Origin of the sequence: Microvirga sp. M2, assembly GCF_047497095.1 — a bacterium.
Taxonomy (GTDB): Bacteria; Pseudomonadota; Alphaproteobacteria; order Rhizobiales; family Beijerinckiaceae; genus Microvirga.
In genome coordinates this window covers 485087-499042 of the sequence record NZ_CP134063.1, presented here as the reverse complement: position 1 = coordinate 499042, position 13956 = coordinate 485087, and the positions used below count along the sequence as shown (strand labels likewise).

Genomic DNA, 13956 nt, shown 5'->3' with positions numbered 1-13956 from the left:
AGCGCGGGAACACCGCAATGCGCCTTCCGCCCAAGATGGTTACAAGAGGCACACTTCGTCAGTGACGAAGATGCACCGGGCTCGCATAACGCGCAATTTTTAATTATTCTTATCTCCCTTCGCAAACGACGAAGGATGCTTATGCAATTCGACCTCACCGATCTGAGCCTGTTCCGCCATGTCGTCGAGGCGGGCAGCATCACCCACGGAGCCGGACGCGCCCATCTCGCGCTCGCCGCCGCCAGCACCCGCATCCGCAACATGGAGAAGTCCCTGGGAGCCCCGCTCCTGGTGCGGACGCGGGCCGGCGTCACGCCGACCCCTGCCGGCAGAACCCTCCTCCAGCATGCCCGCACGCTCCTCGCCCAGGCCGAGCGGCTGAGGGAGGATCTCGGCACCTATACGGGCGGGCTCGCCGGCCAGATCCGGATCCTCTCCAACACCAACGCGCTGACCGAGTTCCTGCCCGAGGCCCTCGGCGCGTTTCTGGCCCGGCACCCGCAGGTCTCCATCGACCTGGAGGAGCGCCTGAGCGACGAGATCGTGGGACTGATCGCCGAAGGCGTGGGCGATATCGGGATCGTTGCAGGAACCGTGGAGACCGGCCAGCTCGAGACCTATCCTTTCCGCAGCGATCGCTTCGTCCTGGTGGTCCCGAAGGGGCATCCCCTCTCGGACCGGTCGAGCATCGCCTTCGCCGAGGTGCTGGAGCATGACTTCGTGGGCCTCGACCGGGCGAGCGCCCTTCAGCGCTTCCTCGCCGGCAAGGCCAGCCGGATCGGAAAACCCTTGCGCCTGAGGGTCCAGCTCCGCAGCTTCGATGCCGTCTGCCGCATGGTGGAAGCCGGGGTGGGGCTCGGGATCGTGCCCGAGACCACGGCCCAGCCCGCCACCCGGACCATGGCGATCCAGAGCGTCGTTCTGGACGATCCCTGGGCCGCCCGCGATCTCACCCTCTGCATCCGCTCGCTCAAGGACCTGCCGCCCTCGGCCCGTCAACTGGCGGAGCATCTGCGGCGAAGGGTTTAGAGCGGGGTCGGCCGTGCACCGGGACCGATCACGGCTTTGGGAATTCTTTTCTCTCCTCCTGCCCTCAAAACGCCGCAGGATGCCGAAGATCCTTGACGCGGCGGCAGCGTCTCGCACCTGCCGGGACAAGCACAGGAGGATCGCATGAAGAGAACGACGTTCGCTTGGACGATGATGGGCCTTCTCGCCGCCATTCCCGCCGGCGCGCACGCCCAGAGCGCCGGCGCTTCCGCCGGCACGAGCTTCTTCGTCACCAGCGTGGGCATGGGCAAGGGTGCGGATCTCGGCGGCCTGGAGGGAGCCGACCGGCACTGCGAGTCGCTCGCGGAGGCTGCCGGCATTCGCGGCAAGGTCTGGCGCGCCTATCTGTCCACCCAGGCTGCGGGCGGCACGGCCGCCGTCAATGCCCGCGACCGGATCGGGAGCGGGCCGTGGCAGAACGTCAAGGGCGTCGTGATCGCCAAGAACGTGGCGGATCTGCACGGCCCCGACAACAACCTCAACAAGCAGACCGCCCTCACCGAGAAGGGCGAGACGGTCAAGGGCCGGGGCGACACGCCGAACGAACACGACATGCTCACCGGATCCCAGCCCGACGGCACCGCCTTCGCGGGTTCCCAGGACATGACCTGCGGCAACTGGACGAAGAGCGGCGCGGACGGCTCCGCCATGCTGGGACACCACGACCGGATGGGAACCGACCCGGGACCTCCGGGACGATCCTGGAACTCGTCGCATCCCTCGCGCGGGTGCAGCCTGGACGCCCTGAAGAGCACGGGCGGCGCAGGCCTGTTCTATTGTTTCGCCGAAAACTGATCGGGCGGCGAAGTTCAGGCGGCGAAGTCGACCGCCGGCATGGCGAGGCCGCGGCGCAGGCATGCGGCCTCCAGGGTATTGCGCAGCAGGCAGGCAATGGTCATGGGACCGACGCCGCCGGGAACCGGCGTGATGGCGGACGCGACCTTCGCGGCCTCCGCATAGGCCACGTCCCCCACCACCTTGGTCTTGCCTTCGCCGGCGGCGGGGTTCGGCACCCGGTTGATGCCCACGTCGACTACGATGGCGCCGGGCTTGACCCAGTCGCCCCGCACCATCTCGGGCCGCCCGACGGCGGCCACCAGGATGTCGGCCTCACGGCACACCCGGGGCAGATCGCGGGTCTTGGAATGAGCCACCGTCACCGTGCAGCTCTGGGCGATCAGCAGCTGCGCCATGGGCTTGCCGACGATGTTGGAGCGGCCCACCACCACGGCGTTGAGCCCCGCCAGGTCGCGGCGCACCGACTGGATGAGGAGGAGACAGCCCAGGGGCGTGCAGGAGACGAGCCCCGGCACGCCGGTCATGAGCCGGCCCGCATTGATCGGATGGAAGCCGTCCACGTCCTTCGCCGGGTCGATGGCCTCGATCACCTTCTGCGCGTCGATCTGCTTCGGAAGGGGCAACTGCACGAGAATGCCGTCGACCGCCGGGTCGGCATTGAGCCGGGCGACCAGGGCGAGGAGTTCGGCCTCTTTGGTCGAGGCGGGCAGGACGTGCTCGAAGGAGCGCATGCCCACTTCCACGGTCTGGCGCGCCTTGTTCTTCACATAAAGCTGGCTCGCCGGATCCTCGCCCACGATCACGACGGCAAGACCGGGCGTCACGCCCTGGCCGGACAGGGCCCCGACCGCATGCGCGATCCGGGCTCGCAATCCCGCGGCATAGGCTTTTCCGTCGATGATCGTGGCGGTCATGGAGTCGGTCCTGTCAAAACGGCAAGGTCATTGGCGAGGGTTTGCCCCTCGCCGGCAATCAGAAATGTCTTCAGCCGGGCAGTCGCACCCGCCTCCAGGCCCACGGCGGAGGCCGGCAGCCGCAAGGCCTTGGCGAGCAGACGCCTCACGGCCTCGTTGGCCGCCCCGTCTTCCGGCGCGGCCCTCACCCGGACCTTCAGGACCGGCCTGCCGTCGGAGAGCGTCGCCACCCCGTCCACCGCATCGCGCCCGCCCTTGGGCGTCACGCGAACGCGAACCTCGAGGCCCTCGGGACGGATGCGCCAGGGCTGGCTCAAGCCCCTCTCCTCAGAAGACGCAAGCCCCTCTCCTCAGAAGACGAAGGGCAGGACGTAATAGCGGATGGCGCGGTCCACCAGCATGATCAGCAGGATCAGGATGACCGGCGAGATGTCCACGCCGCCGAGATTGGGCATGATGCTGCGGATCGGCCGCAAGGCGGGTTCGGTCACGGCATCCAGGAATTTCCAGACGGAGCGGACGAACTCACTGCGGGTGTTGACCACGTTGAACGCCACCAGCCAGCTCAGGATCGCCGAGGCGATGATGAGGTAGGTGTAGAGCTGCAGGGCGACCAGAATGACTTCGAACAGAGCGCGCATGGGAAACCTGTCGGGATCGGGCGCTGCTCATGTAACCTTCCAAGCGGGGCTGAACAACCCGGAGAGCGCTGAAAAACGCCCTCTCTTCCCCAAAAGGCGCCTTCAACCGCCCTCTCGCCGATTGACAGACCGAAGCCGGCAGGCCTAAAACTCGGGCCGCTTGGTCTGGAAATCGACCGGGGCTGTAGCTCAGATGGGAGAGCGCTGCAATCGCACTGCAGAGGTCAGGGGTTCGAATCCCCTCAGCTCCACCAAGTATTTGATTCTAAAGCATTATTCCCGAAATCGCGATATTCGTGTAGCACAACGGTGTCGTACACGCTCGCCGCTGACGCGGCCCTAAGCGCTTGGAACCGCTCGGGAAATCCCTCTCGCGACTGTCGCACATCACCGTCGCACAAACCGTCCCGAACCCGTCCTAAACACCGTCCGACCGGGCTCTGGTTGCGTGGGACTGTCTGGCAATATCGAGCAAGAGTGCCTGCGGTCATCGCGCAGATCATCGGACGGACCGTCATAAGCCAATCTCTCCGTACGTCCTCATACTCGGAGGCGATCCGGCGGGCGCGAAGGATGGCGGGAGAGTGGGAGCAAAAGTGGCGGATGGCCGCAGACCAGGAACGGGTATGGAGCCCCTCACCTACCCCCACCTATGAAACAGAGGAGCCGATCTCAACGACGGAACCTACTGCACCCGCCGAGGCCAAATACGCATTACCTGGAGAGGCTGTTTGCAACCTAAAGGCCGAGCCACCGAGCGCCCCAAGTAAAGAAAGTGACACAGCGCTTTATACCAGGAGGAGATCAGGAAATATTACCGGCCAAGGCGGGCCTTCAATCCAGCAGGTCTACAACCGCTACCTAGATGATCCCTCCGTGGTTCGATCCACCAAGACCCTCTTGGCGTATCGGTCCGCTTACGGTCGTCTCATTGAACTGATCAGTCCCGAGATGCCCATCAAGGCGATCACTCGGGAGGTCTGTCGTGATGTGCTTGATACGCTACGTTATCTACCACCCAATGCAACTAAACGGTACCCACGGCTCTCAGGCCGGGAGGCAGCGATAAGGGCGAGGGCCGAAGGTCTGGCACCGATTAGCGCGCTGACGATCAATGGGCACATCCAGAAACTCTCCGCCCTACTGACCTGGGCAGTGAACGAGGGCTATATCGACCGTAATCCGGCGCGCGGTCTGAAGGTCATCGACAAAGTTCGACGCAAGGACAAGCGCTACCCGTTCTCATCGGAGCAGTTGAGTCTGATCTTCAACGCCCCGCTTTATCGGGGATGCCAGGATGATGGACCGGGCTACGCGCAACCTGGACCCAATCGTCCTCGAAGAGGGCGATTTTGGGTTCCCCTCATTGGCCTGTTTTCTGGAATGCGCCTCAATGAGATATGTCAACTCGATCTTGCCGACGTACGTCTTATCGACGGGATCAACTGCTTTGTCGTTACGGCTGGCGGATTGGATTGCCCAACAGACAAGCGCCTCAAGACCGAGAACGCCGAACGGGTAGTGCCGATACACCCAAGTCTTGTTGGGATGGGATTCCTGGATTACGTCCAAGCGCGTCGAGTCAACCGCGATGCTAAGCTCTTTCCCGAACTACCTATCGCCTGCACAGGCTACTACTCCGACACCTTCTCGAAGTGGTTCGCAAACTTCCTACAAAAGACAGGAGCTAAAGCTCCCCGAACCTCCTTCCATTCCTTCCGCCATAACTTTCGTGACGCGTTACGGGAAGCCAGAGTGGAGAAGGAAGTCGCCTACGCACTGGGCGGGTGGGCTGGTGATGGACCTGACGATGGATCAGCGACGGCTGAGAATTACGGTCGAGGTTTCAGTATTGCAACGCTCGAAGAAGCGGTCGCAAAAGTGAACTACCCTGACCTCAATTTAGGTTATCTTATATCGCTACATGCAGCAGTGTGAAATGTCCCTCAGGGATATGTTCCCCTGCGACCGTGCTCGTCCCGCCGTTCTTGGGTGAGAAGTAAGCTCCCTGCCAATTGAGAGATCGGGGCCGCCCTCGACCAGGGACGATGTGGTCAATGCTCCTCTCCCGATGGATTGCCTAATGCAGAATAAGCGTTGGCGTGTGACAGAGTTGCGCAACCATGGGGGCAGTGCTGGAGGAACAAACACCTCATAGATACTTTCTTCCTGACGCTCTCCCTATATTAGCGGGAAACTCTAGCCTTTTCTCCTCGGATACCCAATGACGCATGAACACCCTCTCGACGCTGCCGCCATTCCTACGGGGGTGCCGGGTCTCGACCTGATCCTGAACGGCGGCTATGCCTCCAATCGCGCCCACCTGATCGAAGGCCGCCCCGGCTGTGGCAAGACTACCCTCGGCTTGCAGTTCCTTCTCGATGGTGTCACGGCTGGTGAGCGCTGCCTCTACATCACCCTGTCTGAGAGCAAGCGTGAACTCCTGAGTGTTGCTGAGCGGCACGGCTGGTCCTTGGATGGCATCGAAATCTATGAGCTTGTCCCGCCCGAACTGAGCCTCGATCCCAAGCAACTCCAGACCCTAGTCCATTCCTCCGATCTCGAACTCGGCGAGACCGTCAGGATGGCCTTGGAGGAGATCGAGCGGGTGAAGCCCTCGCGGGTGGTGTTCGACAGCCTGTCTGAAATCCGCCTCCTGTCGCAAGGCTCCCTGCGGTATCGGCGGCAGGTGCTGGCGCTGAAAAGTTTCTTTCTCCTGAACAATGCCACGGTCCTGATGCTTGACGATCTCACCTCCGAGCAGGACGATCTCAACCTCCACAGCATCAGCCATGCGGTCATTCGCCTAGAGCAACTCGCGCCTGTGTATGGGGCCGAGAAGCGTCGGCTGCGCGTCATCAAAATGCGGGGAACGGACTTCCGGGGCGGCTACCACGATATGGTCATCCGGCGCGGCGGCGTCCATGTATTCCCCCGCCTCATCGCCGCCGAGCACCACCGGGACTTCGACACCGGGGCTGCCACGAGCGGCATCGCGGAACTCGATACGCTCCTCGGCGACGGTCTGCACCGAGGAACCAGCACGCTCATTGTCGGCCCTTCCGGCGTCGGCAAGTCGTCTCTCGCGCTGGCCTATGTCCAGGCGGCGCTCGGTCGAGGCGAGCCGTCCCTTATCATCAGCTTCGACGAGACCAAACGCATCTTCCTGAAGCGGGCGGCCAGCATCGGGATGGATGTTGCCGCGTCCGTAGAGGCCGGAACACTGCAAATCGAGCAGGTTGATCCGGCATACCTGTCTCCCGGTGAGTTCTCTTCCCTCATCCGAAAGAGCGTCGAGGCAGCAGGTGCGCGGGTGGTCGTGATCGACAGTCTGACGGGCTATCTCAACGCCATGCCTGAGGAGGAGTTCGTCGCCCTCCAGATGCACGAACTCCTCACGTATCTGAACCAGCAGGGTGTGGTCACGATCCTGATCCTGGCTCAGCATGGCATGGTCGGGCAGATGGCAACGCCCATCGACATGACCTACCTCAGCGATGCCGTGGTCCTCATGCGGTTCTTTGAGGCGCAAGGACGGATTCGCCGCGCCATCTCGGTGATCAAGAAGCGGACCGGCTTGCACGAGGACACGATCCGGGAGTACCGGATTGACAGCGCAGGTGTCCGCGTGGGCGAACCGCTCACGAACTTCCGTGGGGTTCTCACAGGCGTGCCCACCTATGACGGCGCGGAAGCCTCCCTTCTGAAGGACCGGGACGGCCATGCAGGTTAGTCGCGCGTCGGTTCTGATCCTGGCCCCGGTGGGGCGGGATGCGGAGGTCGCCGCTGCAATCCTGAGAGAGGTTGGCATTGGCTCCACCCGCTGCTCCGATCTGAACGGCGTTGTGACAGGGTTGAGCGATGCGGATTGTGCCATTCTGACCGAGGAGGCCCTGCTGTCTTCTCACCGACAGGCGCTGGCGGACTGGATCGCCCAGCAACCACCCTGGTCGGACTTCCCCTTCATCCTTCTGACCCAGCGCGGCCTCACGCCTGATCCGCGCCTGCGCAAGCTCCTGGCGAACGTCACTGTGCTGGAGCGGCCCTTCCATCCCGACGTGCTGGCCGATGCCGTTGGCTCGGCTCTTCGGGCGAGAAAACGCCAGCGCGAGGTGCAGGCGCACCTGGAGGAGCGTCAACGGACGCACGAGCGGCAGGCCCTTCTCATCCGCGAACTTCACCACCGGGTGAAGAACACCCTTGCCACCGTCCAAGCCCTGGTCGGTGCGACAGCCCGTTCGGCCAAGTCGGTTGATGAGTTCTACCATGCGTTTGTGGCCCGGATCGTGGCGCTGGCGAACACACACACGATGCTGACGGAAGACTACTGGCAGACCGCATCTCTGGGCGAAGTCCTCTCGGCGGAACTCGGCCCTTATCAATCCGCATCTGAAGACCGCGTCATCCTGGAGGGGCCTGATGTTCAGTTGCAGGCTGATCTCGCCGTGCCACTCGGCATGGCAATCCATGAACTCTCGACGAATGCGGCAAAGTACGGCTCGCTGTCAGTTCCTGAAGGCAAGCTTCAGGTCCGGTGGGAGGTTCTGGAGCACGAGGGGGCTCGCAAGCTGCGCCTGGAGTGGACAGAAAGGGGCGGTCCACCTGTCGAGGAGCCAAGTCGCCGTGGGTTCGGGTCCACCCTGATCCGCCGGATTCTCACGACCCAGTGCCATGCCGACATCCGGTACGAGTTCGAGCCGAGTGGAGTTCACTTCCGCTTAGAGGCACCACTCGTGCAGGAGCGGCTGGTGCCACAGTATGATGGTCCGTGAAGGGTAGGTTTCAGGTTTTACTCGCAGAGAGTCGCCTCCGAGTATGAGGACGTACGGAGAGATTGGCTTATGACGGTCCGTCCGATGATCTGCGCGATGACCGCAGGCACTCTTGCTCGATATTGCCAGACAGTCCCACGCAACCAGAGCCCGGTCGGACGGTGTTTAGGACGGGTTCGGGACGGTTTGTGCGACGGTGATGTGCGACAGTCGCGAGAGGGATTTCCCGAGCGGTTCCAAGCGCTTAGGGCCGCGTCAGCGGCGAGCGTGTACGACACCGTTGTGCTACACGAATATCGCGATTTCGGGAATAATGCTTTAGAATCAAATACTTGGTGGAGCTGAGGGGATTCGTTGTTGTGCATATGGAGACTCAGGGAAGAAGTGCTTACGAAGGCTGGCCTGAGCCGACAGGCTGGGTCAATGGCATTGAACTTTGAGGCACGCCGTCCTATCCCGTGCTCTGCAATTCTCGCGTTCTGATGTTACAAACAATTCGACATCTGGGTCGCGATTTGGTTTAATCTAAATACAGTTGCAGAAGCGAGTGACTGCTCGCTCCAGCTTATAATTCGCTCAGGAGTGTACAGGGGCCACCTCCGCCCCGAGAACAGCAACCGGGACCTCTGACCGGCAAGACTGTAGGGAGAGCGACCCAACGAGACGGACATCCCGCCCCAGATGGTAGGGAGCAACGGCTGCTCGGCGGACAGGAGTTCCGCAAGAAGGCATTCAGAAAAAGAGGAGAAGTGTGTCTTGGTCGCTTTGACACCTCTCCGCGTACGCCGATCCTCCAACAGTCTGGCGTACGAGCTTTGATCTCAGATCAATAACCGTTTCGATCTCAACGTTCACCGGAGTTGCAAGGTCCGTCAGGTGCAAAAGGCTCACAGAGCACACCTAGTCGGGCAGCCCACAAACTCACCAGTAGGTGGAGCGGATCGGGGATGGGGCCGCCGATGCTGGTCACGGGAAACCGCCAGCCGCCGATTAAACCGGCACGTGGCTTGTTGGACGAATTGGAACTCAGGGTACGAGTCGTCGTGTTCATCATCCCCCTTGCCTTGCTCATCATTATCATCGGGCAAGGCAGGGGGGAGAAGTGCGTCAAATCTAGGGTACGAGATGAGAAGATAATTGCTTGAGAGAGATTGAGATCACCTCAGCAAATTACCGCTGGTGGCCTGAGTGAGAGCGATCACGCGTGATCGCGAGCAACGAAGGTTATCAGCGGCTCAGGGATGCGTAGCAGCCCTGCCCCCATGATCCCTTTGCTCATGCACCAATCCAAGAGCCATCTCGTGAAGACCGAAGTTCGTGATCAGCCAGAGTCCTCCGTGAGAATATCGACGGCAAAGAGCCCACTGCGGTAGGTTCTGATTATCGGCCTTGAGCGCCGTTTATAATTTTAAGGCATTTTATAATGGCATATAAACATCACCACACAGTCATGACGACGGGCTTTAGCCCGTACGACGTGGCCGAAGCCGCTCACGAACTTCTTCTCATCACATCAGGACTGCTTGGTCCCGAGGGTACGACTTGGACTCTCGATATCGAGAAGGACGCAATCAGCTTCCGCTTCCAGGAGCACGGCGATCTTCATCGCCTGCGTCAGCGCCTGGACGAGCTTCTGCCGTCCTCCGTCGATCCCGAACCATGCACCTATGGGGCGGTCATGGGTGCGGAGGTCAGCGGTTATGCGCACTGACCACTCCTTCACACATGTCGTCTCTGAGGAAGACATCTGGCTGAAAGCCAAGGAGCTAAAGGCTCGGATGGAGAGCACAGGTCTCGACATCGAGGGGCTGTACTTCGAGGACCTCGCGCATCAGGTCATGGTGCGCGATCTGCGGGAGCGGGCGTACGAGATGGAACTCGACGATCCCGAGATCGCCTGGGACTTCAACCACCTCACAGGCGAATTAGAGGTCGAGTGCTCCTTCGCAACTGTGACCGACATGGTGGCCTTCAGGCTCGCTATTGCCTGATACCGTGATGGCCTGGGGGATCGCCTCCAGGCCATTCCGTCAGGCGGCCTCGACGAGATCACTGGCTTGTGCCCGCCCGGCCCGCAGAGCCGCGTAGTAGGACGACCGGCTGATCCCGAGGACGCGGCAAGTCTCGGGTACCGTGCTGGCTGGATCATCGTGGGCCAGCATGACTTGTCGGATGAGGGCATCGGTCAGCTTCGGGGGGCGGCCAAAACGAACATTCCGTTGGCGAGCCAGCGCGACCCCAGCCTTGGTTCTCGACATGATCAGATCGCGTTCGAGGCACCCAATGCTCCCAAGGATCGTAACAAAAAACTTTCCAATTGGAGAGGACGTGTCGATGGTCTCACGCAGCGAGACCAGGACTGCGCCCTTGGCCTCGATCTCCTCGACGATCTCCAGCAGGTGCAGCGGGCTTCTCCCGAGTCTGTCGAGGGCAAACACCGTCAGCCGATCCATTGGGCGAAGGAGGTCGAGAACACGACGAAGCTCGGTGCGATCCTTCTTGACCCCGGATGCCTTCTCACGAAACACGTCGCGGTCGTCCACGCCTGCTTTGGCGAGCGCTTCAAGCTGGATCGCCCAGTCTTGATCCGATGTTGAAACGCGCGAGTAGCCGTAGTTCCGCCCCATCGTCAAAAATCTCCCGTCCGAAAACTGCCAAGTGCTGCGCAATTGTTGCACGGATTTTTTGGATTGGAAGGAAATGGCCGAACTTCGTCCAACAACGAGTCCAGAAACTCGTGCGCCAACTTAAGACATTTTAGATTGGCAGATGCAGGACGAAGCATCGACGAGCGAGGTTCGATCACTATCTCGCCTGCATCTGCAAAGGGCACGGCAGGATCAGCTATCAAACTCCGAGAGCCCTGGCAGGTGGAGTACTCTTAACGGTCCATGTGTTGGCTTCGAGTGCTAACTATTCGGCAGCTTCCTGCTCTGCCTGTTCGGAACTCTGTGCCAGAGCAACTGACCAATCGTAAAGCGCAGCCTTAACCTGTTGATAGTTGGCGTTGAGTTCTGGCCCCATCATGATAAGCGCGGTCAGGCGGCGCACAAGGCTCGTCGCTTCACGCACCTCGGTGGTGGTTAGTGGACGCCCGAGTACGGCCTCTTCACGATATGAGAGCCACTTCTTGAACACCTGATATCCGCCTATACTGAAGTCCCAGACGGAGCGTGGGACGGTACTCCAGTATGCAACTTCGTTGAGATAGACATCGACAGGTGGACCAAGGCGCGAGATGAAGCTATCCACATGCTCGCCTTTGGCTTGAGCCGCGCTGGTAATTGCAGCCAACTCGCCCTGACCATAAGCGTCCCGCTCGACAATACGTCCCTGCGCGGGCATCACTGGACGACCATTGCCTCCGCGTCCCCATCCGGCAGTGATGGCGAGGTCACTAGCACCAAGCTGGCCGCCACCGGCATGTGTAATGGTGCCGACGACAGTGAATGGAGCAGCGAGGTTACCAGCCGTTACACCTGTTACTGTCTCGTCGGGGTCAAGAAGCGCTGCGATCCGCGTACCGAAGGCAACCGATTGCCTAAGCGTATCTGCGTCGCTCGGGAGCGGAACGCGCGGCCAGCCCGCGAGGATGGCAGCTCTGTTTTCTGAGAGCCACTCCGGAGCACAGCAGATCGCAAGCGCATGAAGCCATGGTGCTGACCCTGTTTCTTGATCCGAGTCCGGATCGGGCCAGCCTAAATCACTCAACCACGTACGTGCCGCAGCGGACAGATTAGCACGACATACCGGAACGCTACCGCCAAACAAATCATTAGACGCATTTGTAGTAGTAAACAGGCGAGTGGGTATCGCATGGGCATTTGGATCGAGTAGGTGGTGATTTGCCAAGGCTCTCGTCGCAATAACAGGCAGACCCTCATCTGGTCTTCGTCCAGCCATTCGGCTGACCACGAAAAGATTGCGGTCGCGAACCTGTCCCGAGAACTCGGGGCGGGGCTCATTCCAGATCGGGCGAATATTGGTATGATATGCCCACCTAAGGTCCATAGGGTACATCGCATAGCGGACTACCCGTGAAACACTGTATGGCTCGCGCGCAATTATCTTGGTTCGTGCACTGCGTGCATCAAATCGAGCAGCATCCTCGACCGGTCCGTCGCCAGATGCCTTGACAGTCTCGAATGAGAGATTGGGATCAAGGTAACGCTGGATGCTCCCCTCCAGCGACGTGCGCTCGAAGTCGATGAGAGCGCCCTTGCGCTTCTCGCTCAGACCGCTGAAAGGCTCCACTTCGGCCAGTTCTCGAAGGCTCGGCCACGCATCATAGTCGGTAGAAACGGCTTGAGGGCGAAAGTTGAACCTGTTCGCCGAAGTTGGGACAGAAACCGCATATTGGTCGTTGAACGGCGTGAGGGCGAGTGATGCCTCTAGCTCCTCGCGCTTCTGTCTACCCCAGAAGTCCCGGTACCGCACGACTGGCTGACCAGCGTCATGTGGGTCCCTTCGTACAAACAGCCCCACTGCGGTCCCGAGCTTGATGCCTTCGCGGTTGAACTCCGTCGAGAATACCGAAGGATCAGGTTCACCTGAAGGTGTCAACTTACCAGTCTCGCGACTATCGCCGTTGAGGCTGTCGATCCAAATCGCATCAAATCCGTCGAGTAGACGGCGGCGAGCGACTACGAACGATGGATCGCTCAGATACGAGTAGCTGGAGATGTAACAGACTATTCCTCGACCAGTCTGCTCAACGATACGTCGCTCAGCCACTCGCAGGAAACGGACATAGAGTTCATCGAGATTGAACTTCTTGATGCCCCAGTCGCGCCGCAACCCCTCCTTGTATGGCACGACGAGATCATCCTCCTCGTCCGGGCTTGTTCCGGCGAAGGCATTGTAAGGAGGATTGCCGATCACAACGAGGATAGGTGTCGCTTGTTTAACCTGCTCGGCGGCGTCCCGCTCAGGCTGAAGTTGAGGTAGGATCAATTGGGCGCGCGGCCCTTGAGGCGGCTCCCAGCCGGTAAGGGCGTTGGTAAGATAAACCGCAGCGCGTTCATGGCCTGCCGACAAGGATGCTCCTGCCTCCGCGAGCAGCAGGCCGATTTGCCAATGCGCCACTACAAAGGGTGCTGGCATGATCTCGAATCCAAACACCCGGTTCATCGCGGCGTGCTTCAGGTCCTGACCAAGAAGAGCCCCACTTCCCTGTGCATGGAGGCGGCCTTCTATCAAGCGCAGCGTCTCTATGAGGAAAGAGCCAGTACCACAACATGGATCGAGCACATGCACATTTGGGTCTGCTAACCCGTCCGTGAGGCCGAACTCAGTTTGCAGCACCGCATCCACGCGCTCAACCATGTAGCGCACAATTTCGGGTGGTGTGTACCAGACCCCGAGTTGCTTCCGTAGCTCCGGATCGAACTGGGCGAGGAAAGGTTCGTAAAAATACTGAACTGCTTGGGCTACATCGAACGCCGAAAAGAAAGCCGCCCGATCCACTCGGTTGAGTGCGGTGCCAGTCCAATCAAGCACTTCTACGAGTCCAAGCGGGCCAAGGTGAGTTGGGGTTGCGACCTGCTCGAAGAGGTTGCGCACCATTGGCACGTGTAGGGACCATCCCGCCATTCGCCAGTCGAACCGCGCGGTCGATCCTGGCGGCTGTTCGCGCGACCACTGAACCCAGGCGGCGAAAACTCCGTAGAAAAGAGTTTGGACCAGGGTCGAGCGGAAGAAGTGCTCGCCTTTAGCTCCCTCGAAGTGTAGTCCGAGAGCCTGCTCAAGCCCCTCGCGCACCGTATTGAGGGCTGTGTGCAA

At 60.7% G+C, this 13956-nt stretch carries 13 protein-coding genes, 1 tRNA gene and 1 pseudogene; 9 read left to right on the top strand and 6 right to left on the bottom strand.

Annotation, left to right across the window (positions count from 1 at the left end; all coding sequences use genetic code 11):
• Positions 1–141: 141 nt before the first annotated feature.
• On the top strand, positions 142–1029 hold the full coding sequence (locus tag RE429_RS02410) for a LysR family transcriptional regulator (RefSeq protein ID WP_414472792.1): 888 nt from the start codon (positions 142–144) through the stop codon (positions 1027–1029).
• A 144-nt stretch (positions 1030–1173) separates the two neighbouring features.
• The gene (locus tag RE429_RS02405; protein WP_414472791.1) at positions 1174–1845 is read left to right on the top strand and encodes a hypothetical protein; all 672 of its coding nucleotides are present in this window, start codon (positions 1174–1176) and stop codon (positions 1843–1845) included.
• Between the two features lie 14 nt (positions 1846–1859).
• Here RE429_RS02405 and folD read toward each other — a convergent pair whose 3' ends face one another.
• Genes folD through RE429_RS02390 form a run of 3 tightly spaced genes read right to left on the bottom strand, consistent with a single transcriptional unit; the run spans position 1860 to position 3403 of the window.
• A complete protein-coding gene (folD, locus tag RE429_RS02400) occupies positions 1860–2762 on the bottom strand; it encodes a bifunctional methylenetetrahydrofolate dehydrogenase/methenyltetrahydrofolate cyclohydrolase FolD (RefSeq protein ID WP_414472790.1) in 903 nt (300 codons plus the stop codon).
• On the bottom strand, positions 2759–3079 hold the full coding sequence (locus RE429_RS02395) for a DUF167 family protein (protein WP_414472789.1): 321 nt from the start codon (positions 3077–3079) through the stop codon (positions 2759–2761). Before RE429_RS02395 ends, folD begins: the two co-directional genes overlap by 4 nt.
• Positions 3080–3112: 33 nt before the next feature.
• A complete protein-coding gene (locus tag RE429_RS02390; protein WP_414472788.1) occupies positions 3113–3403 on the bottom strand; it encodes a YggT family protein in 291 nt (96 codons plus the stop codon).
• A gap of 178 nt (positions 3404–3581) precedes the next feature.
• Between RE429_RS02390 and RE429_RS02385 the strand changes: the two genes are divergently transcribed.
• The 5 genes and pseudogenes from RE429_RS02385 to RE429_RS02365 all read left to right on the top strand — a co-directional run bounded on the left by RE429_RS02385 (position 3582) and on the right by RE429_RS02365 (position 8175).
• Positions 3582–3657 (top strand) — tRNA-Ala (locus RE429_RS02385).
• Between the two features lie 55 nt (positions 3658–3712).
• Positions 3713–3952, top strand: a pseudogene (locus RE429_RS02380) (DUF6538 domain-containing protein); the annotation flags it as partial.
• A gap of 54 nt (positions 3953–4006) precedes the next feature.
• The gene (locus RE429_RS02375; RefSeq protein WP_414474286.1) at positions 4007–5341 is read left to right on the top strand and encodes a tyrosine-type recombinase/integrase; all 1335 of its coding nucleotides are present in this window, start codon (positions 4007–4009) and stop codon (positions 5339–5341) included.
• Between the two features lie 286 nt (positions 5342–5627).
• Complete coding sequence (locus tag RE429_RS02370) at positions 5628–7136, top strand: ATPase domain-containing protein (protein WP_414472787.1); 1509 nt, start codon at positions 5628–5630, stop codon at positions 7134–7136.
• Positions 7126–8175 (top strand): sensor histidine kinase, encoded by a 1050-nt coding sequence (locus RE429_RS02365; protein WP_414472786.1) that lies wholly within the window; start codon positions 7126–7128, stop codon positions 8173–8175. The genes RE429_RS02370 and RE429_RS02365 overlap by 11 nt, the downstream gene beginning before the upstream one ends.
• Positions 8176–8192: 17 nt before the next feature.
• On the opposite strand, the gene RE429_RS02360 is transcribed toward RE429_RS02365, so the two are convergent.
• Complete coding sequence (locus RE429_RS02360; RefSeq protein WP_414472785.1) at positions 8193–8540, bottom strand: DUF6538 domain-containing protein; 348 nt, start codon at positions 8538–8540, stop codon at positions 8193–8195.
• A 1085-nt stretch (positions 8541–9625) separates the two neighbouring features.
• Between RE429_RS02360 and RE429_RS02355 the strand changes: the two genes are divergently transcribed.
• Together RE429_RS02355 and RE429_RS02350 are read left to right on the top strand one after the other, a co-directional pair.
• Complete coding sequence (locus tag RE429_RS02355) at positions 9626–9886, top strand: hypothetical protein (protein ID WP_414472773.1); 261 nt, start codon at positions 9626–9628, stop codon at positions 9884–9886.
• Between the two features lie 67 nt (positions 9887–9953).
• Positions 9954–10166 carry a hypothetical protein gene (locus RE429_RS02350; protein WP_414472774.1) on the top strand — a complete coding sequence of 71 codons (213 nt, stop codon included), beginning with the start codon at positions 9954–9956 and terminating at the stop codon, positions 10164–10166.
• A 39-nt stretch (positions 10167–10205) separates the two neighbouring features.
• Here the strand turns inward: RE429_RS02350 and RE429_RS02345 are convergent, their stop codons facing one another.
• Positions 10206–10802 (bottom strand): recombinase family protein, encoded by a 597-nt coding sequence (locus tag RE429_RS02345; protein ID WP_414472775.1) that lies wholly within the window; start codon positions 10800–10802, stop codon positions 10206–10208.
• Between the two features lie 286 nt (positions 10803–11088).
• Entirely contained in the window at positions 11089–13956 is a 2868-nt protein-coding gene (locus RE429_RS02340; RefSeq protein ID WP_414472784.1) for a type ISP restriction/modification enzyme, read from the bottom strand.

What these genes read in the sequence shown, in the direction of transcription:
- RE429_RS02365 (WP_414472786.1), top strand. Translation starts at nt 7,126, where the DNA reads ATGCAGGTTAGTCGCGCGTCGGTTCTGATCCTGGCCCCGGTGGGGCGG.
- RE429_RS02375 (WP_414474286.1), top strand. Translation starts at nt 4,007, where the DNA reads ATGGCCGCAGACCAGGAACGGGTATGGAGCCCCTCACCTACCCCCACC.
- RE429_RS02390 (WP_414472788.1), bottom strand. Translation starts at nt 3,403, where the DNA reads ATGCGCGCTCTGTTCGAAGTCATTCTGGTCGCCCTGCAGCTCTACACC.
- RE429_RS02405 (WP_414472791.1), top strand. Translation starts at nt 1,174, where the DNA reads ATGAAGAGAACGACGTTCGCTTGGACGATGATGGGCCTTCTCGCCGCC.
- RE429_RS02370 (WP_414472787.1), top strand. Translation starts at nt 5,628, where the DNA reads ATGACGCATGAACACCCTCTCGACGCTGCCGCCATTCCTACGGGGGTG.
- RE429_RS02345 (WP_414472775.1), bottom strand. Translation starts at nt 10,802, where the DNA reads ATGGGGCGGAACTACGGCTACTCGCGCGTTTCAACATCGGATCAAGAC.
- RE429_RS02355 (WP_414472773.1), top strand. Translation starts at nt 9,626, where the DNA reads ATGACGACGGGCTTTAGCCCGTACGACGTGGCCGAAGCCGCTCACGAA.
- RE429_RS02350 (WP_414472774.1), top strand. Translation starts at nt 9,954, where the DNA reads ATGGAGAGCACAGGTCTCGACATCGAGGGGCTGTACTTCGAGGACCTC.
- RE429_RS02410 (WP_414472792.1), top strand. Translation starts at nt 142, where the DNA reads ATGCAATTCGACCTCACCGATCTGAGCCTGTTCCGCCATGTCGTCGAG.
- folD (WP_414472790.1), bottom strand. Translation starts at nt 2,762, where the DNA reads ATGACCGCCACGATCATCGACGGAAAAGCCTATGCCGCGGGATTGCGA.
- RE429_RS02360 (WP_414472785.1), bottom strand. Translation starts at nt 8,540, where the DNA reads ATGCACAACAACGAATCCCCTCAGCTCCACCAAGTATTTGATTCTAAA.